Annotated in this window: 15 protein-coding genes; 2 read left to right on the top strand and 13 right to left on the bottom strand. The window is 37.7% G+C overall.

What is annotated here, in order from left to right; genetic code table 11:
• Positions 1-208: 208 nt before the first annotated feature.
• The 12 genes from DU508_RS09265 to DU508_RS09210 all read right to left on the bottom strand — a co-directional run bounded on the left by DU508_RS09265 (position 209) and on the right by DU508_RS09210 (position 20,915).
• Positions 209-2,200, bottom strand: coding sequence for a sialate O-acetylesterase (locus DU508_RS09265; protein WP_115402515.1), 1,992 nt, complete (start codon positions 2,198-2,200; stop codon positions 209-211).
• Between the two features lie 187 nt (positions 2,201-2,387).
• Complete coding sequence (locus DU508_RS09260) at positions 2,388-4,703, bottom strand: GH92 family glycosyl hydrolase (protein WP_115402514.1); 2,316 nt, start codon at positions 4,701-4,703, stop codon at positions 2,388-2,390.
• A gap of 57 nt (positions 4,704-4,760) precedes the next feature.
• Positions 4,761-5,099, bottom strand: a complete 339-nt coding sequence (locus tag DU508_RS09255) for a HepT-like ribonuclease domain-containing protein (RefSeq protein WP_115402513.1) — start codon at positions 5,097-5,099, stop codon at positions 4,761-4,763.
• Positions 5,089-5,391, bottom strand: a complete 303-nt coding sequence (locus DU508_RS09250) for a nucleotidyltransferase family protein (protein ID WP_115402512.1) — start codon at positions 5,389-5,391, stop codon at positions 5,089-5,091. Before DU508_RS09250 ends, DU508_RS09255 begins: the two co-directional genes overlap by 11 nt.
• 141 nt (positions 5,392-5,532) lie before the next feature.
• A complete protein-coding gene (locus DU508_RS09245; RefSeq protein WP_233509443.1) occupies positions 5,533-7,731 on the bottom strand; it encodes an alpha-galactosidase in 2,199 nt (732 codons plus the stop codon).
• Positions 7,732-7,749: 18 nt separating this feature from the next.
• The gene (locus tag DU508_RS09240; protein WP_158542145.1) at positions 7,750-9,666 is read right to left on the bottom strand and encodes a glycoside hydrolase family 97 protein; all 1,917 of its coding nucleotides are present in this window, start codon (positions 9,664-9,666) and stop codon (positions 7,750-7,752) included.
• Between the two features lie 2 nt (positions 9,667-9,668).
• A complete protein-coding gene (locus tag DU508_RS09235; protein WP_115402742.1) occupies positions 9,669-10,700 on the bottom strand; it encodes an aldose epimerase family protein in 1,032 nt (343 codons plus the stop codon).
• A 40-nt stretch (positions 10,701-10,740) separates the two neighbouring features.
• Positions 10,741-13,071: a glycoside hydrolase family 95 protein gene (locus DU508_RS09230; protein WP_115402509.1), complete on the bottom strand. Its 2,331-nt coding sequence runs from the start codon at positions 13,069-13,071 to the stop codon at positions 10,741-10,743.
• 84 nt (positions 13,072-13,155) lie between these two features.
• Positions 13,156-14,367, bottom strand: coding sequence for a DUF4998 domain-containing protein (locus DU508_RS09225; protein ID WP_115402508.1), 1,212 nt, complete (start codon positions 14,365-14,367; stop codon positions 13,156-13,158).
• Positions 14,368-14,395: 28 nt separating this feature from the next.
• Positions 14,396-15,622: a DUF4959 domain-containing protein gene (locus DU508_RS09220; RefSeq protein ID WP_115402507.1), complete on the bottom strand. Its 1,227-nt coding sequence runs from the start codon at positions 15,620-15,622 to the stop codon at positions 14,396-14,398.
• A 39-nt stretch (positions 15,623-15,661) separates the two neighbouring features.
• Positions 15,662-17,593: a RagB/SusD family nutrient uptake outer membrane protein gene (locus DU508_RS09215; protein WP_115402506.1), complete on the bottom strand. Its 1,932-nt coding sequence runs from the start codon at positions 17,591-17,593 to the stop codon at positions 15,662-15,664.
• 22 nt (positions 17,594-17,615) lie between these two features.
• The gene (locus DU508_RS09210) at positions 17,616-20,915 is read right to left on the bottom strand and encodes a SusC/RagA family TonB-linked outer membrane protein (RefSeq protein ID WP_115402505.1); all 3,300 of its coding nucleotides are present in this window, start codon (positions 20,913-20,915) and stop codon (positions 17,616-17,618) included.
• Between the two features lie 193 nt (positions 20,916-21,108).
• Here DU508_RS09210 and DU508_RS09205 point away from each other — a divergent pair, with 193 nt between their 5' ends.
• Together DU508_RS09205 and DU508_RS09200 are read left to right on the top strand one after the other, a co-directional pair.
• On the top strand, positions 21,109-21,294 hold the full coding sequence (locus tag DU508_RS09205) for a hypothetical protein (protein ID WP_115402504.1): 186 nt from the start codon (positions 21,109-21,111) through the stop codon (positions 21,292-21,294).
• Positions 21,295-21,314: 20 nt separating this feature from the next.
• Positions 21,315-22,214 carry an AraC family transcriptional regulator gene (locus tag DU508_RS09200; RefSeq protein ID WP_115402503.1) on the top strand — a complete coding sequence of 300 codons (900 nt, stop codon included), beginning with the start codon at positions 21,315-21,317 and terminating at the stop codon, positions 22,212-22,214.
• Between the two features lie 4 nt (positions 22,215-22,218).
• Here the strand turns inward: DU508_RS09200 and DU508_RS09195 are convergent, their stop codons facing one another.
• Positions 22,219-25,125 carry a discoidin domain-containing protein gene (locus DU508_RS09195; protein ID WP_199562677.1) on the bottom strand — a complete coding sequence of 969 codons (2,907 nt, stop codon included), beginning with the start codon at positions 25,123-25,125 and terminating at the stop codon, positions 22,219-22,221.
• Positions 25,126-25,290 lie beyond the last annotated feature (165 nt).

Here is a 25,290-nt window from a genome sequence, read left to right as displayed (position 1 = left end):
CTATCAAATACTAAACCATAGCGATTTAATGGATAATCAATTTAATAAGATGGACAATATTACCATCTTCATTTTAGCCTATAGCTTTATATTCCGCCTAAGAAAAAAAGATGAATTACTTAATCCAAGCCCCAATTAGCATTCAGCTTTTTTTCTTATTCTTAAAATAGAATGGCGAGCCTATCAGGCTTATTTATTTAAATTCCTATCAAGGTCTTTGGGTAATTCCCTTCCAGTTGTCTGTTCTGAAAGGTGATGCTGGTAGGCCGGCACCATTTATCAGGTTACAAACAGGATTATTCGCCCAGGCATACCTCACTGCAACAGGATTCGCAACATCAGGACAGCTTACAATGACCTGATTTCCCTTTATTACGGCTTTTGCCCAGTAAAACTTCTGATCAGCTCCTGCTATCGCGAAGCCTTTCAATTCTCCTCCATCTTTAGCTTTTAAACCGCCCTTAGTGGAACTAAAGTTTAGTTTAATGACATTGTCATCAATAACCTGCGACTGATAAATAGGGCCAGTATAAGTGATTTTTCGTTTGTAATTTTTTGCAAGGGCAATCAGTGCCAGCCTCCTGCCCACTTCCTGTTTGTTTTTAGGATGAATGTCTTCTGCATCACCTATATCAATTGCTACTGCCATACCTGTATTAGGTAAGGATAGAGTTTTAAATTGAGCTTCTCTTAGTTCTGCCCATGACGACTCTTTCGGCTGATCCTCTACTTTCATAAAGTTGGCCAGTTGCACAAAATAGAATGGAAAATCTGGCTGATTCCAGCTTTTTCTCCAGTCCTTAATCATATTCGGGAATAAGGTTTGATATTGGTAGGCTCTGTCTACATTGCTTTCGCCCTGATACCATATCGCTCCACGGATTGGGAATTGAAGGTAAGGGTTAATCATTGCGTTATATAACACAGTCGCTCGATTAGGACCGTTATTTGTTATTGGGTTTGGAGGTACATCTTTAAGATCCAATCCTATTTTGTATTTCCATTCTCCATCCAGTGAAATTTTTTCCCCGGAAGCAGATGATACTGAAATTAGGTTTTTATTGCCATAAATACCGCCTTCGCCCCCACTATCAAATACCCTTACCGTAATGTTTAGTGCCCCCCCTTTAACTTTGTTGCCAGGAATAGTATATACCCGTGGTACATTATAGCCTTGGGTTTTACCAATCTTTTTACCATTAACATAGGTAATATCATCGTCATCAATGGTTCCAAGGTTGATTTTTACTTCTTTACCTTCCCAGGATTGAGGAATGGTCACCGTTTTACGAAACCATACTATGCCATCAAAGTTGAGCAAATCTGCGTCTCCCCACAATGCCGGGATCGAAATGGATTTCCATGAGGATAGATCAGTATTTGCTGATGCCCAGGTCGCATTTCCATGTTGCATTCCAGCATCTTTAATATTGATAACATCAAGCCATGACTGCATTTGTTGCTCAAGACTTGCCCCATTTTTGTCTTTAGCAGAATTTTCTATTTTATTGACTACATCTACGAAATCGGGCATGGTTTTCAGCGTAGCTGCACTTGTCCATGCTTCAGCAATGGTACCTCCCCATGAAGTATGAATTAGGCCAATAGGAATACCCGTTTTTTTATAAACCTCTCTGGCAAAGAAATAGGCCACGGCAGAAAAATTTGCAACATATTGTGGAATACAAGGTTTCCACCCGCCATTATCTACCTTAGCATCGCCCAAAGGAAAATTGCTGGCCACATGCTGAACCTGTAACAATCTGATATTTGGATATTGGGCATCTTCGATCTCTTTTTCATAGTTATCTATCTTTGCCCATCCTGCCAATGGCATTTCCATATTGGATTGACCGGAACAAATCCATACCTCACCAATCATTACATTCATGAGATTGGTTACCTCACCGTCTGAAATGGCCACATTATACGGTCCGCCAAAAGATGGTGTTTGCAGCTTTATGATCCAGTTACCATCTTGGTCAGCCTTGGTGCTATAAGCCTTATGGCTCCAGGTAGTGGTAATGTTCACTGATTTTCCAGGAGTTGTTTTACCCCATACAGATGCGGTGGTTTTTTGTTGGAAAACCATGTAGTCGCTGAATAAGGCAGGCAAAACTACTTTGGCTTGTGTCACGATTGACAAAAAAAGCGAAGCCACCATCAGGCCTCCTTTAACTAATTTGATGTAGAGTTTCATAAATTTGATTTCAAGGGATCAGACTCATTATTTTAATATTTTTTGTTTCAATGGCAACGAAACAATTATGATTTTAAACCTAATGTCTTATAATTTGATTTCCAACCCTCTTTAGGTTTGTTCTTTTTGTTTCCTTTGCTTTTAACGAAAATAGACTTATATCTTAAGTAAAAAATGAATGAATTGCTTAATCCAAACCCCAATTGGTATTGGGGTTTTTTCCCATTTTTAAAACCAAAATACCACCTTTGCTAATTTCATCATGGCTAAGGTAACATTTATGATAAGCCTTGCCATTTAAAGTAGCTTGCTGGATATAAACATTTTCAGTTGAATTATTTTGAGTTATAATGGTAAAAGCCTTTCCCCTGGCATATTTAGTATCCAGTTTTAAATCAATTCGGCTAAATAACGGACTTGTAATTTCATAGCGATTATCTCCCGGGCAAATGGGATATAAACCAGCCGCGGCAAGTACATACCAGGCAGACATTTGTCCAACATCTTCATTGCCAACCAAACCCTCAACGCTGTTATGGTAGGCGTTTTTACAGATTTCCCTGCTTCTTTTTTGAGTGAGCCACGGTGCCCCAATTCTATTGTATAAAAAAGGGACGTGGTGTACAGGTTCATTTGGATGATTGTAATAATCGTTCCATTTCATGTTTTGGGGTGCATTTTCAAAAAAAGCGTTTAAGTCGGCAATTACATTTTCTTTTCCGCCCATTAAATTTACCATCCCATCAATATCATGCGGCACAAACCAGCCCTGCTGATAGGGATTACTTTCTATGCAACCATAATCCTGTGTTAACCTTCCTCGATCGGGCCAGGGAAGCCAGTTACCATTTTGATCTTTGGGCCTGAACCATTTTTTATCGGTATCGAATATATTTTTGTACGATAAACTTCTTCGTGCATATTTCTCTTCATCCTTTTTACCTAAGTCTTTTGAAAGTGTTGCCACACACCATTCGGTATAGGCATATTCTAAAGTATGTGCTATACTTGCTGGCTCAGCAGAAAAACCCTGTTCTCCATTTCCAAATTGCTCTACACTGTTTACCGACAATTGATAAGCCCTAGATAGATCGAAATCTCTGATGTTTTTTTGGTAAGCATCTGTAATTACTGCAACAGCAGGGTTTCCAATCATACAGCCAGTATAGGCATTCAGCAATTCCCAGCGCTCCAGGTAATTTTTCTTCTTTTCATCGGCCAAAGTAACCAGCGAGTTGATCATATCGTTAACCACAACAGGATTGATAAGGGTTTGAAGTGGCATCTGACTTCTAAAAACATCCCACCCACTGAATACGGTTCTTTTGGTAAATCCATCAGATTGATGTATTTTCCCATCTCCCCCAAAATACTTTCCATCTACATCTTCAAAAGTACGTGGATCAATCATCGTGTGATATAAAGCCGTATAGAAAATGGTTTTTTCATTCTCTGAACCACCTGAAACCTTAATTTTTGATAGTGCATTGTTCCACTTCACTTTGGCCTGTTGCTGAATTTTAGTAAAATTCCAATCTGGGATTTCCTGATCTAGATTTTTTTTGGCACCAGCGATATTGTTATAAGAGACGCCCGTTTTCAATAGCACCTGCTCTCCTTTTTTGGTGGCAAATTCGGTATAAAAACCTAAATGTTTTCCTTGTTTAAGTTTAGCACCTTTTAAAACCGTTGCATTGGCAATTAAAGATTGATAGGCATCGCTAAATACATTTTCGGCCTTACGTTTCTGTCCATCGGGTATCTCCGCAGACCATACACCATAATTTTTTAAGGGCTTACTAAATTTGGCATAAAAATAAACGGTATAATCTGCCAAACCATCGCCATTGCCCCATCCACCGCCATCGGGACTGCACTTCATCCAACCCTCAATGGTATAATCATCTACCACTTTTATATATTGCAGAGTTGAGGTACCACCCACTCTTCGGGCCAGATCGATCTGAATTCTTGATTGTTTATTTTCGGGAAAAGTAAATCGCATCAATCCACTATGTGTGGTTGCGGTTAATTCTGCTTTAACAGCATAATCGGTAAGCTGTACGGTATAATAACCAGCCGATGCTTTTTCTGATTTCTTATCGTAAACGGAACGACAACCTGGAACGCCGTTCTCTTTACCAGCGGCGGTTTTTAGAGTTCCCGTAGTTGGCATAACCAGAAAATTTCCCATATCGCCATACCACCCTACTCCACTCATTTGGGTAAGGGCAAAACCTTCAATTGTTCGGTGTTCATCACTATATCCTGAACCATTATCGCCTCCTGTTATGGTATTTGGACTAACCTGAACCATACCAAAAGGGGTTGTGGCTCCAGGAAAGGTTTTTCCTAATCCATGGTAAGTGCCTGCAGCATCAACACTTGTGGTTGCACCTATAAACGGGTTTACATAATCTACTGGCTGTTTAGGTGGCTGATCAAATGAAGAAAACAGAAAGATAATACCGATAGCAAAGCTCCATTTTTTAGCCCATTTCATATTTTGTTAATCACATTAGGGGTAATTTACTGGTAAATATATAGGCAAGAGCATTAGTTATTCTTCTAATAATGCTTGAACTTCGGCTTGCAAAACAGGTAAATGTCTGATGACAATTCCCCAAATCACATCATCAGAAACAGAATCATAACCATGTATTATTCTATTCCTTGCATCAACAATTTTTCTTGAATTGGTAATTACTATACCATCATCAAACCTCAAAATTCGGCTAAGTGCTTCGCCAATAATTTCTATATTTCTTTCTACAGCCCTTTTTGTTCGCAAGTCGTTTTGGTAATTAATAAAATCTTTAGGCCTATCATTTAAGAAACTGTCAATTTCCATAATAGCATTCAAAATATCATAAAGCCATGTTTTTATATCATTGCCCATAAACAAGTTGTTTTTGCTGATTTACGGCACTTCTGAAATATGGATTTTTTATTGCTTTTTCTTCGAGCAGATCAACTGGTCTTTTTAAAATGCTCTGAAGTGAAAATTTAAAGTCAAAATAATTATCTGCATAGTCTTCAACAGGAATATTAGAAAAGTCTACAATCAGATCAATATCGCTTTTCTTATGAAATTTATCAGTTAAAACAGAACCAAAAGCATAAAGGCTTTTGACCTTGTAAATTTTACAAAGTTCAACTATTTCTGATGAATATCTTTCCAATCTGTTCATTAATCAAATATAGTAAGTTAAATTAATAAATCTTTCAGGTATTCTTTCTTCATCGATGGATACATGCTATCCTTTTTGAAGTTAAAACGACATTAATCTGAAATACATTTCTTCTATCTAAAAAAAATAACGGTTATTGCACTATAACGCTTCTATTTTCAATACCACACTTGTTCTATATTGATTTACATCTGGATTAAACCCAATCTTCATCAGGAAATCTCCATTATAAATCTTCGTTGTGTCAATGGAAGATTTTGCACCAGGATAAACATTAACTTCTGAAATTTTATACTTTTTTGAAGCATCCAAACCATTAAACTTAATGGGTAGCTTACTTCCTTCTCCATATCTATTGTTAACCAGATAATTAAATACGATACCTGTGTTTTTATCTTCACTGATATACAACATGGAGGCTACGCTACTTTCCCTTGGATTAGAAAGCCTGTATTGATCTCCCTGCCAAATCACGGGTTTAAATTCATTGTAGGTTTTAATGGCCTCCTGGCAAAATTTTAAATCGTTAGGCGATAAGTGGCTCACTACAATATCAAATCCTAATTTTCCCATCATCGCTACATCAGTTCGGAATTTAATGGGTTGTTTGCCCCAATCTGTAACATGGTTTGAGCTCGAAATTGCAGGGTAAAAATAAGAATACTCCCATTGCATAAAAATCCGTTCTAAAGGATCGGTATTGTCACTTGGCCAAAACTCGGTAAAGTATTGTAATGCAGCATAATCTACTCTGCCCCCTCCGCCAGAACACAACATCATCGGCACGGTTGGGTATTTCTTTCTAATCCGTTCTAAAACCTGGTAAAGGCCACGTACATACTCGATGTAAAAATGAGATTGATTTTTTAAATAGGCAGAATGAGCATTATAGATGACGGCATTACAATCCCATTTAATATAAGCAAGATTAGGATTTTGTTTAAAAAGATCATCAACTACGCCAAAAACAAAGTCTTGTACCTTTGGATTGGTCAAATCGAGTACCAATTGGTTTCTGAAGTAAAATTCCTCTCTTTTTGGTTGTTTAACCACCCAATCAGGATGTTTTTCATACAATTCACTTTTTGGGTTTACCATTTCAGGTTCAATCCAGATCCCAAATTTTACCTCATTATTTTCAGCTTCTTTAACCAATGAAGCGATACCATTTGGTAGTTTCTTTTTATTTTCGCCCCAATCGCCCAGACCTGCAACATCGCCGTTTCTTGGATATTTGTTTGCAAACCAGCCATCATCCAATAAAAACAGATCTACACCTAATTTTTTGGTGTCTTTGATCAAGCCAAAAAGCTTGTTCTCATCAAAATCAAAATAAGTAGCTTCCCAATTATTTAGCAGGGTTAGCCGAGTACCTTTACCATCGAGCAAGCGATAATTTCTGGCCCACGATTGCAGGTTTCTACTGGCTGTACCTTTACCCGAGCTCGATAAAGTGGTAAGAAAAGCAGGCGTTGTAAAAACCTCGTTGGGTTTTAGTGTATATGCCGATGCATAATTGTTGATCCCAGAAATAATCCGCAGGTTATCAAGATAATCAAGTTCCAGATCGGTTCTAAAATTTCCGCTATAGGCTAATGTGCCATACAGTACTGTACCTTCGGTTTCGGTTGCAGGTTTATCCATCGAAACCATAAAAACAGAAGGTTGAAACAGATTGGCACGAGTACCCAATTTGGTATCAAGGGTTTTTATACCATGGGTAATTTTACTTTCTTCAGGCTGCATCTCTTTTGCCCAATCGCCATGATATTGTGTGAGATAAAAAGATTTCCCTCTTAAATAAAGATTGGCAGAGGCAAATTTTTGTAAGGTAACATTTCCTTTCTCATTATTTTTTATTTCGCTCCATTGCTCAATCACATCTTCATTATAATAGGTTTTGTAATAAAGAATGGTTTCCAAATTATACACCGGATCTTTCAATACAATGCTGGTAACGGTAATATTATCTGATTGCTTTTTTACAGCATGACTGCTATACAAAAGATCCGAAGAATTATTTCCATCGGCATGTGTAACCGTAATGGCAGGTTCCATTAAATTTCTTGACCCCGATGCAGTATAAGCAGCATCAACAACTCCAGTATACTCACTTCCTTGTTTGTATGAACCTGCGATATTTGCATAATCACTTTGCAAAGCGAGCTTCGACCCATAATAAACCATTGCAATATTTGCCTTTGCATCGGCCTGCAAAACAATAGCGTTGTGTTTGGTTTCAATAGGTATAATGGTTTGCGATTTTACCTGCAGTATACCTAACATCAACCCAGAAAATAAAATAATTGATAATTTCATATTGTATAAGGTTCTCATCATAGTTTGTAATTAAGATAATTAAGGATGGATAAATATTGCAAAACCTCCACCCTTAGCCATTTTTACAGGTAAAATGGTTTTATTATTTACCTGTATCGTTTTATAAAGATATTCTTCTGCGTTTACATTTGCGCCTGGCCCATCGATGTAAATTTCGGCCTGGTATTGTTGTGAGGAAGGGAGAAAAGAAAAATCGACATTAACTTCCCGTTCATTCCAATTGGTCATACCACCCACAAACCAATTTTTACCTTTTCTTTTTGCCATGACTACCTGTTCTCCTAACTTAGCTGACAATGCTTTTTCTTCATCAAATACTGTAGGCACGGCAGACAAAAACCGCATAATTGTATCTTCTTTCATATAAGCCGTTGGCGAATCGGAAAGCATCGCAAATGGCTGATTATACACCACGTACATAGCCAGCTCATGGCATCGTGTGCCCTGGGCCGATGGTAAACCTGGATCTATCGGCTTAAACGTTTCTTTGGTTTTATTGCGCATGGCTCCTGGTGTATAATCAAACGGTCCGGCCAGCATACGCGTAAAAGGAATTAATAAATGTAAATCAGGATTTATGGTATAATCCCATTTGTTTGATTCTGCACCTCTTACGGCCTCATAATTCACAATATTGGGATAAGTTTTTTCCAATCCTGTAGGCTTGCTGCAACCATGGAAATTGATCATTAATTTTCTTTTGGCAGCAGCTTCTGCTATAAGTTCAAACCATTTAATGGCCTCCTGATCATCCCTGTCTATAAAATCTACTTTTAACCCAACTGCGCCTAAAGATTGGATAAAATTGAGGTTTTTATCTAAATCTTTTAGTAAAGTAGTAGCCACACACCATAAAAACACGCCCACGTTTTTTGACTTGGCATGTGCTATAACCGCCCTGATATCATTTTTGGGATTAATTCTGGTCAGGTCATAGTTGTTAGACCAGCCCGCATCAACCATTAAATATTCGAGTTTATTTGCTGCAGCAAAATCAACATAATAATTATACAGCGCGGTATTTCGATTATCCATCCCCGATGGGATAGCTGCTCCAGGCAATAAGGCATCATGCCACCATTCCCAGGCAGCTTTTCCAGGTTTAATCCAACTCGCATCCTTAATTTTTGACGGTGTAGCCAATTCTGTAACCAGATGATTGGTTAGCAATTGTTTATCATCGGTAGAGATGATCGCAATGCGCCATGGGTAACTTCTATCGCCTGTTGTTTTTGCAATAAAAGGATACCTATCTTTCACTACCGAAACAAAATTTCCCCAACTCCCCATTACTGTACGCGATGGAAACTGAGCCCATTCTCCAATAAAATCTGATTTTTCTTTTTTGATGTACATCCCAGGGTAATCAAATAAATCTGCCTCGGCAATAACCACTTTTACTTCGTTTGGATAGGCAAAAAGCGCAGGTGTTGTTGCTCTTTTTCCCAACGGAATAGCTTCTACAGCATTCGATTTAACATAAGTACCTTCCCAGGTGGTATAATTATCAGTTTCTTGCAATACTGCCGCAGCATCGGGCTTAATGTTAAATGTAGCCGTTTCATCGAGCACTTTTACCGAGTCTTTTAAATGGGTAATAAAACGGTAGGCAAATCCTTCATTATATAACCTGAAAACAACTTTGTATCTTTTGGCAAAGCTTAGCGTTAACTCATTGTATTTTGTTGTTTTTTGGGTTGAAGTTTGATCAGGAACTGCATTATTTCCCAAAATTTCATTTTCGAGTTTAAGGCCAATGGGCGAAAACCCGATTATTTCCTGTTGTTTTAAAGCAACTGAATAGCCAAGGGTCTTACCACTGGTAATATTTGCGCTGATATTTCCATCTGGCGATTTTAAAGTGTATTTACCTTGAGAAAAAACAACACTCGTTAGGCAAAATAAAATGCAAAAAATTGATAAAAATCGTCTCATGATTATAGGGTATCGAACTTGTAAATAATTTTCTGTTGATAAACTGCTCCTTTTGCTAAAGTTACCTCTGGCGCAATTTCTTGATTTGGGGCATCGGGATAATGTTGACACTCCAGGCATATACCATTAAATGCACGATAAGGTTGACCTTGATGACCAATGCTGCTGGTGGCTAAAAAATCGCCTGTATAAAGCAACACGCCCGGACTATCGGTAAATACCTGTAACCTTCTTCCCGATAGGGGATGCAAAAGCTCGGCAGCCAAATCAAGCGTTGATGATGTTTTTTCTTTCAGTAAATAATAATTGTTCAGCCCCTCAATTTTATCATTATTCTGTTTAATCACTTCTGAAATTTGCTGACCTTTAAATGTATGAGTGGAGGTTGGTACAATCTTCCCCGTAGGCAGATAATCTTTATCCATCTCCAGCATTTTTTCTGATGGAATAGTTAGGCGATGATCAAAAATATCAGAATGCTTACCACTTAAATTAAAATAGGCATGATTGGTAAAACTTACTATTGTTTTTTGGTTTGACCGGGCCTGGTAACTAATCAAAATCTCATTATGATCAGTGAGTTCATAAGTTACCGAGCACTGCAAATCTCCTGGAAACCCACCCTCTCCTTCATGGCTATACAATGTAAAAACCACACTGTTATCTTTTGTATGATAATTGAATGTTTTGTTGCTAAAGCCATAAGCACCACTGTGGTTGGAGTGTAGTCCATCGTTAGTTTGCAAATGAAAAGTTCTGCCATCAAGCACAAATTTTCCATTGGCAATTCGGTTGGCAAAACGGCCAATAGTAGCACCCAAATAATTTGTATCTCCTAAATAAGCTTCCACATCAGTAAAACCTAAAACCACATCGGCAAGCTGGTCATTTCTATCTGGCATAACAACCGATACCAATGTAGCTCCGTAATTGGTTAGCGTAATAGACGCACCATGCTTATTGGTTATTTTTATGAGTTTAACTTCATCTACTCGATTGATTAAACCATTTTCTTTTATGTTAGTAACGTTCATTATATGTATAGGGAGATGTTAGAAACAAACCATCTATTATTTAACCTAATTTTTTTAAAGAAACCACAGTAAGTAGTTTACCATTTACCTTAACTTTTACGCGGTTTCCTGTTGGCGAAAAAACCTGATAATTGGTTACTAATCCATTTTTCCAGTTTAAATTTACAGTGTAATTTCCTCTGGCTTTTAAGCCTTTAACACTTCCATATTTTTTCCATGCATCGGGGATAGCTGGCAATAGATTAATGTATCCCTCATGGCTTTGGATAAGCATTTCGGCTATGCCTGCTGTAGCTCCGAAGTTTCCATCAATTTGAAAAGGAGGACCAGCCGACAGTAAATTATCGTACACGCCACCCCCAGCGCCATAATTAATGTCAGTGCTCTGGGTTGGCTTTAACAATTCTTTAAAAAGTTTAAAAGCCCTGTTTCCATCCCTTAACCTGGCCCAAAACAGTAGTTTATATGCAATTGACCAGCTTGGGCCATCATCGCCACGCACATCAAGGGTCTTTTTTGATGCCTCTGCAAGATCTGGAGTGGCATCAACAGTAATTAAAGAAGCAGGATACAGGCCATACAAATGGGAAATATGACGGTGCTGAGGGTCGGTTTCTTTATAATCTTCAATCCACTCCATTATTCGTCCATCTTTAGAAATTCTGCCCGCTGGTGGAAGCTGATTTAATTTATTTTGTAGGGATTTGATCAGCAAATCGTCTTTACCCAGGGTTTTAGCTGCATAAATTACATTCTGAAATAACTCCCGAACAATTTGATTATCAATGGTTGGTCCCATGGTTACATTAGCAGTTTTTCCATTGGGCATATAAAAACTATTTTCTGGAGATACCGATGGCGCAGTCATTAGCCAACCTGTTTTCGGATCGGAAACCAACACACTGCTATAAAATTGAGCCGAGCCTTTAATTATAGGATATATTTTCTTTAAATAATTTAAATCTTTGGTAAAGGCATAATGATCCCAAAGGTTATTGCACAACCAGCCAGAACCAGCGTTAGCCACGCCCCACGATGCACTTTCGCCAGGTTCGGTAAAACCCCAGATATTGGTAATCACATGGGCAATCCAACCTTCGGCATTGTAATAGGCTTTGGCTGTTTTTTGTCCGTTTGGCACTAAATTACCCACCAGATCTGTTAAAGGGAGATTAAGTTCAGATAAATTTACAACCTCTAAAGGCCAATGGTTCATTTGTACGTTTACATCCAAATGGTAATCTCCATTCCATGGCGTATGAATTTGATTAGCCCAAAGTCCTTGCAAATTAGGAGGCAAAAGGCCTACACGCGTGCTCGAAATGCTTAAATACCTGCCATACTGAAAAAACAGGGCTGGTAACTGCAAATCCAATTCGGGATTTTTATAATATAAGCTTAACCGTTTATCGGTACTCAATTGACTGTTTTTTCCCTCTCCTATATCAATATTGAGCCTATTGAACATTTTTTGGAAAACAGCTTCATGTTTTAACTTCTCGGCAGCATAGTTTTGTTTGATGGCTTTGTTGAGCAAAGCTTCAGCATTTATCCTAAAATTATTGTCTTTATAACTGGTTTTGGTTGATAGGTAAATGGTTAAAACGTTTGCCTTGGTAACCTCAAGTGTATTTCCGTTTTTAATTATTTTACCACCAGAAGCTACAGGAGCCAGTAAGGTCAGGTATTGCATTCCTTTTCCATCAATACCGTTATCTAACTGACCAGAAAGTATAATTCTATTGGCTTTAACTTCGCTAATGCCACGTTCGGGGCGGTTAAGAGACAACTTGCAATTGATTTGCCCTGCTTTATCTGCAGTTATCCTAATAATTGCTACATCTCCGTTAAAACTGGTAAAATACTCTCTTTTAAAGTTTACATTGCTTAGCGTAAAATCTGTTGTGGCGATGGCATTGTTTAGCAAAAGCTGCCTTTTATATTTTGTTGGGTTATCCTCATTTCCTTCATAATTATATTGAATGTTTAAGTTGCCCAGCATTTGGAAACAGCCCCAGTTGGCTCCGCCAGATCCTTTTCCAGTACATACAAAATTTTTATTAACAAGGTCTTGTGCTTCATCATTTTTACCTGCCAAAATCAGATTTCTTATTTCTGGCAAATATTTATACGCTTCGTAGTTATTGGCATCTTGTGGTGCGCCAGACCATAGCGTAATATCGTTCAGTACAATCTGTTCATTTTTTATTCCACCATCGGGCATCATTCCTAATCTGCCATTACCCAATGGTAGCGTTTCTTCCCAACGACTTGCTGGTTTATCATACCACAATTTAAAAGGCTTGGTTTGTGCAACACTTCGTGATAAACCGAATAGTAAAATAAGAATAGCGTAGATAAGTCTGTTCATTTGAAGCAAGGGTTAGGACAATTGGGATCGGAAATTTAAATACGCCACCTTTTTGATGATGTAAAGGCAGCGTACAAAGATGAATTAGTTTCGTTTATAAAATGTTACTTCAGTTAAATGAAGATAATTTGCTCCGCCCCAGGTTTCGAGCACCTTAAAACGCAGGTATCTAAACTTTGAAATGTTTGCAGGGAAAGTAAATTTTTCGCCAGCCTGGGCAAATGTTTTATCTGCATCACTATTTTGTCCGCGAGGCAAGCCAGATGGTTTAAAAGAAGTAAAGGTTTGCAGTTTTGTCCAGCTGTCCCAGCTTCCATTCGGGTTAGGGTTATTACTGCCCCAAACTTCAAACACTTTAAGATTACCGACATCATACAATGCATTTTCACGTTGCCAAAGTCTAAAATTATCCAGCTGTACCTCCTCTCCTATATCAAAGCTGAACGATTGCGGCATACCAGACCCACCAGTATGAAAACCCTGATCTTGACCAGTGATATTATCCCATAAATGAGGTAACACCCAGCCATATTCAGCTCCAACATCTGTTGGGAGATTTAACTCTTTAAAAAGAGATTTATCACATTCGGTAATTTTTATTATGGTTGGAAAATCTGAAAACTGTGCTACATTAAATGCATCAATTGATCCAATTTCTGGAATATAAGAAGACCGGTATTGTATCGTTGTACCCGTTTTATAATTCGGGATGACGATGGAATTTTCTTCTGCCAATAATTGTCTTTCTTCAACTGCACCCAACACATTCGTGTAACGTATAGTGGTAGCAACATTCATGGTATCTCTTTTATTAAAGTTTAGCTGTAACGTACCATCAGGCAGGAATTTATACGGATCACCTGTATTTACAGCTCTGTTAAGCAATGTTGCTACATAAGCCGCCCCAAACACCCTTACATTATTAATCTCAGTTGCAATAGATTTATTTCCCTCATTATCATACGACACTACTGAAAAAGAATATACATATTCATCAAGATCAGGTATAATAACTTTAACCACGTCGCTGGGATTGTGGCTGGTGGCCGCAAGTTCCAGTTTACTGGCTCCATTGTTCCAGGTAATTACATATTTAGTAATACTGGGGTCTGGACTAGGATTCCAGAACAGTTCGGCACGCAGGTTACCCGTATTATACCCAGCTTTTGCAATCTTTCCCGAATATTTTATCTCCTTATTATCCAGATAAGCCTTATAATCATCATCGTATTTTTTACAACCAAAGAAAACAATGGATATAAAACAGATGAAAGTGATATTAAATATAATTTTCATAATCTATTTTTTAAATTGAAACTTATCCTTATAAAGGACTACCATACAAACTTATTTCCATTGCATTTACATAATCCAGACCTCCCCATGTTTGTGTACACTCATATCTGATATATTTAACGGCCGGGGCTGATCTGGGCATTCTGAAATTAACACCCTTAGCCACAAATTCTTTATCAGCTGCATTGGCCTGGCTTGGCAATAATCCGGATGGTGGATTTGGGAAAACAAAATTGCCTAAATTAATCCAATCGCCAGCTACCGTACCTTCTGCTGAATTGCCTGGCAAGGTTGTGTCTGTTGGTGCATCTTTAGTTGAGCCCCATATAGTAAATTTGCGGGTATTTTGATAACCATAAAAATCTGAAGGTCTTTGCCAAATCACAAACCGGCTTATTTTAGCCGATACTCCCAAGCCAAATGTACCTATGGTTTTAGGTGCACTTAATGTATGCCATCCGGGATCGCCCAGGTTACCATCGAAGAAATAACGGAATTCCCAACCGTAGCCTATCGGAGCATCGCTTGGTAAACGATAGGTAAAAAATTTACTTTTATCCAGCATCGTTTCAAATAAGGGGGTAATTGTTTTAAATACAGTATCCGAAACATTGCCAAACCTGTCTTTTGTAAATACACCAACCTTATGAGGCGTTGGCGTTAAATTTCTAATCGAGACATCTATCGTATCAGTGCTCACATATTCGGGTTCTTGTTCGTCATAGCTTCTTGTGGTTTCATTATATACCAATAAATGCAATGAAAGCGATGATTTGTTGGTGTTCAGGCCAAAAAAATTGGCTCCTCCAAAATCTGCTGTGATATCTAAATTCGAGTTGATTAGTACGTAATTCGGTGTTTTAGGATGAACTTTAACCACAACAGGATCTGACATTACATTGGCTCTGCTAACGGCATACAAAGTAACTTCGTATTCTTTCTCTCTGGCAAAACCATCTACCAATACAGTGTCGGTATAATAACTTGCTTTGGTTTCCCTTACACGGTTATCATTTATGGCATAACGGGCCAAAACATATAAAAGGTTTTTTGAATTGGGCAAAGCATAAGTAATCTTAGCAGCTCCGTTAATGTTCTCTACCTTAACATTGCTTACTGTGCCTGGTTTTGTCATATCATTGGATATGGCTTCCTGATTGTTTTCTGCTTTTTTACATGAAGCAAAAAATGTCGCAACCAGAACTATAGCTAACATCAAAAAGACAAAGCTTTTTCTGTAAGTAATTTTTTTCATAATTATATATTTGAATATTAATCTGCAAAACATACGCTATTACCAGAATGGGTTCTGAACCAGGTTTTCATTGATAACAATTTCAGAATTTCGGATAGGCCATAAATAATCTTTTAACCCAAAAAATGGTACTGCAATCGTTCTTGGCCGATAATAATTTACCGCAGCACTTTCATTTACATTCCAACCTTGTAGTGGCCTGCTTAATACCCCTTGTATCTCTTTCCAACGACGTAGATCCCATCCGCTTTGACCTTCAAAGCACAGTTCTATTCTTCTTTCCTGATGAATAATTTCACGCCTGCCTTCTTTGGTATTGGGCTTGGCTGGATTTCTGGAATAGTTCTGCCATGCATTTACTACGCCCGGCAAACCAGCCCTTGTACGCACTTTATCTACCCATAACAAAATATCCTGTTGAGATGCTGTTCCTTCTTCATTTAACGCTTCAGCATAAAGTAAATACAAACCAGCTAAACGCATAACAGGAAGATAATAGCTTTCAAACTCTACTCCGTTATTCATTATCGATAAATAATTCGCTAGTTTTTTAGGCCAATATCCGGTAATATTGGTTGCAAACTGGCTTTTTGGCCCAGCGATAGCAAAAGGGCCTCTGGCTTGTACATAAAATGCATCGCTTTCATTCCTCCTATCGTTGCCAAACCAGATCCCGCCATCAAAACCAAGCGCGGCATAAAACCTTGGCTCTCGGTTAAAGTTTGCTTTGGCAGTTTCATACCCCATTTTGATATATGATTTATTGTCATTATCGCCAAATTGTGGTGTGTTCCTGTTTGCAAAATCAAATACATTGCTGTTATCTTCATTAATAGGCACACCATTTTTAGTGTAAAATAATTCGGTGGTAGAAATGGGTACCGACCAGTTTGAGGGATGTTCATTACCAAAAGAAACCGCATCGGTACTTAACTTTGGAAACACATAACCCTGATAATCAAAACTGAATTGAGAAGACCATATCAATTCCGGATTTTGATCTCGTTTTTCTGTAACAACTGATTGAAGTTTCAATACCCGTTTTAATTCATCGGAAACATTTTCAACTTTATTTGTTGGAACCCGATCGTACAAAACACCACCACGAGATTCAAATTCTGCAATTGCCTCTTTACAGGCTGTAGCGGCCATGCTCCATTTTTGTGGATCAATTGATGTTGAAAAAAGATTTCTACCATCTTTATCTCTAAAACCTGCATAATCAGGATTGCCATTAAACAACGGACTTGCAGCAGTTGTTAAAACCTCTGCTTTTAGAGCCATTCCCATTGATTTGGTGGTACGGCCATATTCTAAAAGTTGATTTTCGATTACAGGCGGTAAGTCTGGTATGGCCTCATTAAGCAATTGAGTTACGTAAGCAAAAGATTCATCAATGGTTGATCTTTTAACTTTGGTTTCTTCAATTGGGCCATCGATAGCACGATTTACTTTAATTAGTACAATTGGCCCATACAATCTGATTAAATAATAATGATAATAGGCTTTTAAAAATTTTATCTCGGCGATCCACCTTTTCTTTTCCGGTTCTTTTAAATCGAAAGGTTTATCGATGTTTTCGAGCATAATATTGCACCTTCTCAGTGCAATGTAAATTGCCTGTCCTCCATTTGCACCGTTCCAATAATCAATAACCGGGTCTGATACATTTTGTACACCACCCCTGATCAGTTTAAAGCCAGCGCCTGTAATTCTATTAAATGGATTGTCATCTAAATTCGGGTAGATAATTTCAGATGAAGTAACAAAGCCAACATTATTCACAACCTCACGATTTAACGTTTGAAAGGTATTATAACATCCGAAAAGGTAATTTTCTGCTTCATTTCTATTCGAAAAGGCATAATCGAGCGTACCCACATTGTTAGGAACAACATCAAGATATTTTTTACAGGACAGGCTGGTGATGCAAAGCGCAACTAAGCAGGTCAGTTTATAATAGAATTTCATATCTTTTATTTTTCTGTTATAATTATAAATTCACATTTAAGCCAAAATTGAATACTTTCTGGATCGGATAAGAAAATCCATTACCGCCCAACTCCGGATCCCACATTTTAAAAGGACTCCAGGTAACCAAATTCAGGCCGTTAAGGTAAATGCGACAATTTGAAAGCCTTAAAGATTTTAATATGCTATTGGGAAGGGTGTAACCAATTTCTACCGATTTTAACCTGATAAAACTTCCATCTCTGAGCCACCAGGTACTAGGCTGCAGATTATTCGCAACTACAGCTGAACTTGTTCCTAATCTTGGGTAGATTGCATATAGATTCTGATCCTCTTCTGACCAATGACTATCTGCAAAAGATTTTAATACCTGCGCTCTACCTTCAACATACGCCACATTACGTTCAAGAAAAGGGCTCGTTTTTCGAGGATCGATAAAGAATGATACCCTGGCCTGCCCTTGAAAGAATGCGGAAAGATCGAATCCTTTAAATCCTGTTGAGAAACCAAAGCCGTATACAATTTCAGGTGTAGACGGATAACCTAAAAAAGCCATATCCAAATCGTCAATTCTTCCATCTCCGTTTAAGTCTCTATATTTTATATCACCCCCTCTTGGAACTGCTCCTGTTATTCTATTGCCATAAGCATCACTTGTATTAAAAGCTTGTGTAGGAGAATTGCTCACCTCAGCGTCATCAACAAACAAACGTTCGGCAATAAATCCGTACCCCCTGCTAATAGGCTGTCCGATAAAATGCCTCCATGTTTCAGGATAGTTAGGTTCTTCTATATAGGTATATTTATTAGTAGAATAAGTGAAATTTCCACGAATTGCACCCCACAAACCATTACTGAAGTTTTGTTTATAATCAACTGATAAATCCATTCCTTTTGAATCTACTACTCCGAGATTGGTCAAAACATCAGCTTCAAAACCTTCGGTAGAGGGAATATTACGCGAACGTAAAACATCGTATCTGTGGTTTTTATAAAGTTCGGCAATGATATTAAAGTTCTTTAGCAAGGTAATTTCTGTTGCTAAATTGGTCTGTCTTGAAGTTTCCCATGTAATGTTAGCGTTTGCATAACTTCTGATGGATACACCATTGAGTTGATTTTGGTTATTGATACCAAACTGAGCAAAGTTGCCCCCATTCAGGTTAACGTCTGAAAGGTAGAAGAATCGTTGAGAACCAATGGCATCATTACCCACTAAACCATGGCTAAAACGTATTTTTAAACGATTAACAATGTCGTTTTCCTTCCAGAAACTCTCATTTGAAGGCACCCAGGCAGCGCCTATAGTTGGGAAGAAACCAAACCTGTTGGCTTCTGAAAAACGTTCAGAACCATTATATCCAAAATTAAATTCTACAAAGTACCGATCTTTAAATGAATAGGTAGCCCTCCCTGCTAAACCTAAATTACGGAAAGGCAGTGAATAAGGTAGTGTGGTTGTATTTGTTCGCGGATCTTTTGCACTAGAATATAAAGTTTGCTGTGCTGTTCCGATCATGGTAGAGCTAACCGTATGGTTTCCGAATTTTCTATTATAATCCAAAGCCCCCTGAAAGTAAAAAAAGGAATTGGCATTAGGTTCATTTTTACTATACACCAGGTATTCTGTCGGAACATTATTGTCTACATTGTTTCTTGGATTAAGCCAGGTTAAGGAGTAAGTATTCGCTTGCTTATTGTAGCTGTCTGCACTATAAAAATACGGAGAATAAGAAAGTTGAGAATCAAAATAAGAATATCTGTTGGTATTAAATATTGCTCTTAGTTTAAGACCTTCTGTTATGAAATTAAAATCCTGATTAAGTTCCAACTGTGCCGACATGCGCGATTCTGACGAATTTTTATGTCCTTTTAAAAGTTGTGCATAGGGATTGCCGTTGGGATACAGAATGCTGTTATTTCTTGTTCCATCCGGACCACCTACATTTCCAAATAAAATATGATTGGCACCGGCATTTGCCTCATCAGCGGGATAATAGGCTGGGAACAAAACCGGACTGGCGTGGGAGGCCACTGCATACAAATCAGAAGCAAAAGAACCATCAAGTGTAATAGGGCCGTTATAATCACTGAAAGTACCTGAAAGCCTAACGATAAGCTCAGTCGTTTTGGTTAGGTTAACATTGATGTTTGAACGCAACTGATAATTTTTAAAATTAACATTGTTATCATTGTTATTACGGATATCTGTTTTCAAAACTCCGTTATCAATATTATATGAACCTGAAATATAGTATTTGGCTACACCTCCGCCACCGCTAATGCTTAAATTATTACGTTGTGTACTGGCCCTGTCTTTAAATAACATATCCATCCAGTTCACTGCCGGATATACATAAGGATTACTACCAGGCGCACCAGCCATTGTGGCTCGTGTATTATCTATTTTCGATTGCGTAAAAGGCAAAGGCAAAGCGGCATTACGCGTTAATGAGGCTTCGTTAAAAAGTGTCATATATTCGATAGGATCTACCAGCTCAAGGGTTTGGGTAGATTGTGATAGCGAATACTCTGAACGAAAGTTAATTTTAGCTTTACCTTCCTTACCTTCTTTAGTGCTTACCAAAATTACGCCATTGGCACCACGAGCGCCATAAAGTGCTGTTGCACTGGCGTCTTTCAGTATAGAGAAACTTGCGATATCATCGGGTTGTAAACGAGCAAGATCATTAGGGGTTAATTCAACATTATCAATTAGAATCAAAGGATCTTGTTTATAGCCGAATGTGGTTACGCCCCTTATAAAGAAGGAGGCATTATCTTGTCCGGGCTGACCACTACGTTGATATGAAATAATACCTGCAGCCTGACCCGCAAGTGCAGCAGTTAAATTACTGGCTGGTATCTTTAAATCGCCCGGTTTAATTGTAGTTACAGAACCCACTACAGCTTCTTTCCGTTGCTTTTGCCCCATAGCAGTAATCACAATTTCATCAGCCATTACTACTGATTCTTTCAAAACAATGTTATATACCGTATTATCTGTTACGGTAATTCTGTTTTCAAGATAGCCTACTAATGATATCCGAAGGATGTTACCTTTAACCACATCGACAACAAATTTTCCATTGTTATCTGTTTGTGTACCTCCTTTAGCATTTTCTATGGTTATACTTACTCCCGGTAAAGCCAGCCCAGCCGTATCTCGAACAGTTCCCGTAATGGTTGCTTTGGTCTGAGCGTTTACTTGTGAACCAATTAAAATAAGGAACAAAAATGGAATGCATTTGAACACATTAAGCAAAATATGTTTTTTGCAGAGCCACCTAATTCCAGAATGATTAGTAAAAAATGACTTCATAAATGATTTGGTTAGTGAATGTAAATATTGCTGGTTGTATAAGTAACTTAAGCTTTACTTATAGTATTAATTTTTGCTGGGTTGATATATCAACTGCACCAAAGCAATCAGCTAACTACGGATCTGTGGGGATGACAATCATAACGTTTTATATTTGGTTTAGTAAACTTAGGATAGAAAAGCGCCTTTTAAAATGGATAAACCCAAAAAAAAGATGGACAATATTATCATTACGCTCAAATTCATGCCGAATGAAAAAGTTTATCATATTTTATATAAAGGCATTAGTGTTTTAAATCAGAAATACTTATATTGTTTACCGCTAAGCCATAAATCATACATGATGTTTTTAGTTCATCATCAACAAAATATTCTATAACCATATTTCTAAAAATTTTAATGGAGCATAAAATCATTGAGCCTAGAAAAAAAATCAAGGAAGGCTTTATCGGTCAGAAAAGAATTGTACTCCCGCCTAATATTCGGAAAAAGATCATAAACAACACTATCGTTAAAAATTTTTATTTAACAGCAATAGGTCATTATCCAAAAGCAGCGAATCATGATATCGAAAGAAAATCTGGCAGCAGAGAATATATTCTTTTATACTGTACCGAAGGGTTTGGTTATATTAATATTTTTGGCGAAAAATTACTGTTAAGTCCAAATTCTTATTATATCATTCCAAAAAATGCAAGCCACCGTTATCAAAGTCACGAAATCTCTCCCTGGAGTATTTTTTGGGTACATTTTAGTGGTGACATTGCAGAGAGCATCTATAATCGCTTTATTGAAGGTAATTCAACCCATGTGCAGGAGATTCCATTTGTAGAAAGCCGCATCAAACAGTTTAATCTAATTTATACATTATTAGAGCAAAGTGTTGATGAAAGGGATATGGAGATTATTAATATCAAACTTTTGAATTTTATATCTTCATTTATCTATTACAAAGAAGTAAATCCAGATGTTTACAATACAGACTCCATCAGCAAATCTATTCTTTATATGAAGAAAAACCTGAGGACAAGATTTTCCATTGAAGATTTAGCGATGCAGCAAAACCTGTCGGTTTCTCATTACCTCAGGTCTTTTAAACAAAAAACCGGCAGTTCACCCATTAATTATTTCAATCAGCTTAAAATTCAGGAATCTTGCCAATACCTTTATTTTAGCGATATGAGCATTAAAGAAATTTGCGCTGAACTGGGCTTTGTAGATCAATATTATTTTTCACGTTTGTTTAAGCTGATTACCGGTACCTCTCCATCACGCTATAAAAAATTGCATAAACGATAGTTTTTTAATTATTATAAGGTACCACAGATAGTTTTACTGAATCGTTTTTTATCAAATCTGATTTAAATTCTATTTTAATGTTCTTGCTTTCGCCTGGCATGAGCGTAAAATAACTATCGTCAATAATATGAGGCAATATTTGTTCGCCATTACTTGCTTTAAGTGGCTGCACCCTTACGGCAAAGGCAATTGTTTTTGCTGATTTTGGATTGGTAACTTTTGCCTCAATGAAATGCTTACCACCTACTGTTTTCTCTGTATATCTGGTTTCCAGTTTGGCTTTAGGCAATTGATTTAGTGCCGTAAAATCTTTTTTATTATTTCCTCTCCAATATAAATTATCTGATATTAATTGCCCCTTCATATCGCTAAGCTTAAGTTTTAAAAAGTGCACACTTGATAAATCAGGATTTGGAACACCACCGGCAAACACTTCGAAATTCCACAAAGAGTAACCCCAATACGAACCTCTCTCTATACCTAATATTCGCACATAACGTGCTTCTTTCTCTTCTGAAAAGATAATTTCTTGTATCCCTTCTTTTCCGTTAACCTGTGCCACTGCATCATTCCAGTTTTTGGCATCGTTTGATAACTGGATTTTAAAAACCTTAGCATAGGCCTGTTCCCAGTTTAGCTTAACCCCACTAATGATCTCTTTCTTATCCAAATCAACATAAATCCATTCATTATCAGTAGAATTGCTCGCCCATCTGGTATCATCTTTTCCATCGTTAACCATGGCCACATCACTGTATGAGCTGGAAGATGCTACACAAGGTTTATTCAAAGCCAAATTTACCTTATCTCCCTGAAATGGAAGCTTAAAAGCAGTAACTGCAGCGTTTGACAACGAATTTACTTTTGCTACTTGATTGTATTTTGAAACCTGTTTGCCATCCATATTAAAAATACTGGCTTCGGCTGTTAGCTCATTTACATCATTTGAAGAGGTATTGACAATCTTAATTTCATTATTTACAGGATTCCACTGAACATGAACAGGTTCACAAGCTTTCTTTACGCCCCAAAAGGCTCCGTTTAAGTCATAATAATAATCGTAGGTTTGCCAAACAAAAGTTGGGTTTGAGGCATTGCTTGTCCAGGTCATAATCCCCGAGGAATCTTCCCAGATATGATCTAACCAGCCTTCATACATGGCTTTATTGGTTTCTATATTCAGCAATTGCGCTTTTTTACAAAAATCTTCAATCCCTGTGGCTTTGCCATATCTGCTGTTAATGCTTTGTTCATAATGATCGGCCCCTGCGTTAAAAGCCCAGGTACCAAAAAAATGTTTATCCCACATGTCGTTTCTTGGCCACCAGTTTTCTTTAGGGATCATTTTCTTAAAGCTCTCTATGTTGGTAAATACAGCAGTGCCCAGCTCGGTTCTAAAGCCCCAACCATCATTACCCCCTAAACCAGTAGGATATTGCGTAAAATAGTATCGCGGATCTTTATTCATCCACGGCCCGCTTCCCGATAAATTATCGGCATGAGAGTTGGCCTGGTAATACCTGTCGTTGCCATCAAAGGTGGCAATATTTTCTTTTAGCCAATTATTTAAAGGTGCTTCGGGCCAGCCTTCGTTATCGCCACACCAAACTGCAATAGAGGGATGGTTTCTAAACCGTTTGATTTTCTCGATTACGTTGCCATTGAAATTATTGACATCCCGCGGAAGAACAGGATTTGAATTTAACCAAAAATCGTCCCAGATCATGATGCCATATTTATCGCAAGCCTCATAAAATTCTTCATCAGTGGTTGATCCAATCCAATTACGGATCATATTAAAATTCATCTCCTTATGCAATTTGACCTTGGTATCGTATTCCTCTCCGCGGCAACGCAGCATATATTCAGACATGGCCCAGTTTCCACCTTTAACAAAAATTCTTTTCCCATTGATATAGAGATGAAAAACTTGTCCGATGGTATCATAAGTATATGATTTAATCCCAAATTTAATGGTCTGCGTATCCGAAACCTGATCGTTTACCACCACATTCAGCTCACAAGTATAAAGATTAGGTGCTCCATATCCATTTGGCCACCAAAGTTTTGGATTATTGATTGCAAGCTGCTCAAACTCTCTTTTATCGAGTAAAAAAGAAGTTTCGTCATTGGCATCTACCTTTATTTTTTTAACAAATCTGATGTTGCCAGGCATGATCAGTCCATTTAAATAAGCCGTTTGTTCTTCATTTTCTGTATTTTTTATCGCTAACGCAATACTCAAATCGGCCCTGGCATTGGTGGGCAATTTGGTACGAACCCAGGGATCCTGAATAGTTAAGCTACCTGAATTGGACAGAAATACCTTATCGGTAATTCCCGAGTTTAATCCAGGAACATAAGGCATCCAATCCCAGCCCGCACTGGATACATAGGTTGGACTGGCAGAATTTGCCATGGGCTTTTGAGGAATATCTACCAAAACAGCTAAAATATTTTTTTGGTTTCTATTTACGATGCTCCCAATATCATATTTGCCCCTTTCCATAAAGCCATTTAACGAACCCAGCTTCGTTCCGTTTAAATAAACATCGGCCTTACGGTTAACACCATTAAAATTTAACCAGATTTTTTCTTTATTGAAAGACTTTGGCATTTCGAAGCTGGTTACATACCAAAAGCTCTGATCAAATTTTGCCCGATCCGCTTTCCAGATATGATCGGCAAAATTAGGGTCTTTTTCCAATCCAGCCTCAACATACGAGCTATAAACGGTTCCAGGTACCACTGCTTTTACCCAATCTTGTTGTTTAAAATCTGGTTTCCAGAAAGTGCTCATATCACTTACTTCTTTTTTAGGCTTAACACCCCATACTTGTGTAGCAGAACTATTTAACGGAACAATTTCCTGGGCGCAAACGCTTAGGCTAATGGTTATTAATAAAACCAATGAGTTAATCGTTTTAGTAAAATGAGAAAACATAAAAATACGTTCGGTCTAAATTTATAAAAGGTTTATTTGGCTACACAATAACAATGCTTGTGGTAAAAGCAAAATGCAATACACGGAACTTATATTATTGGTTAGAAAATTAAAGTTGGCATTTAATTCTAT

It is taken from the genome of Pedobacter chinensis, assembly GCF_003339865.1.
Classification (GTDB): domain Bacteria; phylum Bacteroidota; class Bacteroidia; order Sphingobacteriales; family Sphingobacteriaceae; genus Pedobacter; species Pedobacter chinensis.
The sequence above is the reverse complement of the archived record's forward strand: the minus strand, read 5'-3'. Positions and strand labels throughout refer to the sequence as shown.

Excerpts from the sequence above, each read along its gene's own strand:
- DU508_RS09265 (WP_115402515.1), bottom strand. The coding sequence starts at position 2,200 with ATGAAACTCTACATCAAATTAGTTAAAGGAGGCCTGATGGTGGCTTCG.
- DU508_RS09260 (WP_115402514.1), bottom strand. The coding sequence starts at position 4,703 with ATGAAATGGGCTAAAAAATGGAGCTTTGCTATCGGTATTATCTTTCTG.
- DU508_RS09255 (WP_115402513.1), bottom strand. The coding sequence starts at position 5,099 with ATGGGCAATGATATAAAAACATGGCTTTATGATATTTTGAATGCTATT.
- DU508_RS09250 (WP_115402512.1), bottom strand. The coding sequence starts at position 5,391 with ATGAACAGATTGGAAAGATATTCATCAGAAATAGTTGAACTTTGTAAA.
- DU508_RS09245 (WP_233509443.1), bottom strand. The coding sequence starts at position 7,731 with ATGATGAGAACCTTATACAATATGAAATTATCAATTATTTTATTTTCT.
- DU508_RS09240 (WP_158542145.1), bottom strand. The coding sequence starts at position 9,666 with ATGAGACGATTTTTATCAATTTTTTGCATTTTATTTTGCCTAACGAGT.
- DU508_RS09235 (WP_115402742.1), bottom strand. The coding sequence starts at position 10,700 with ATGAACGTTACTAACATAAAAGAAAATGGTTTAATCAATCGAGTAGAT.
- DU508_RS09230 (WP_115402509.1), bottom strand. The coding sequence starts at position 13,071 with ATGAACAGACTTATCTACGCTATTCTTATTTTACTATTCGGTTTATCA.
- DU508_RS09225 (WP_115402508.1), bottom strand. The coding sequence starts at position 14,367 with ATGAAAATTATATTTAATATCACTTTCATCTGTTTTATATCCATTGTT.
- DU508_RS09220 (WP_115402507.1), bottom strand. The coding sequence starts at position 15,622 with ATGAAAAAAATTACTTACAGAAAAAGCTTTGTCTTTTTGATGTTAGCT.
- DU508_RS09215 (WP_115402506.1), bottom strand. The coding sequence starts at position 17,593 with ATGAAATTCTATTATAAACTGACCTGCTTAGTTGCGCTTTGCATCACC.
- DU508_RS09210 (WP_115402505.1), bottom strand. The coding sequence starts at position 20,915 with ATGAAGTCATTTTTTACTAATCATTCTGGAATTAGGTGGCTCTGCAAA.
- DU508_RS09205 (WP_115402504.1), top strand. The coding sequence starts at position 21,109 with ATGGATAAACCCAAAAAAAAGATGGACAATATTATCATTACGCTCAAA.
- DU508_RS09200 (WP_115402503.1), top strand. The coding sequence starts at position 21,315 with ATGGAGCATAAAATCATTGAGCCTAGAAAAAAAATCAAGGAAGGCTTT.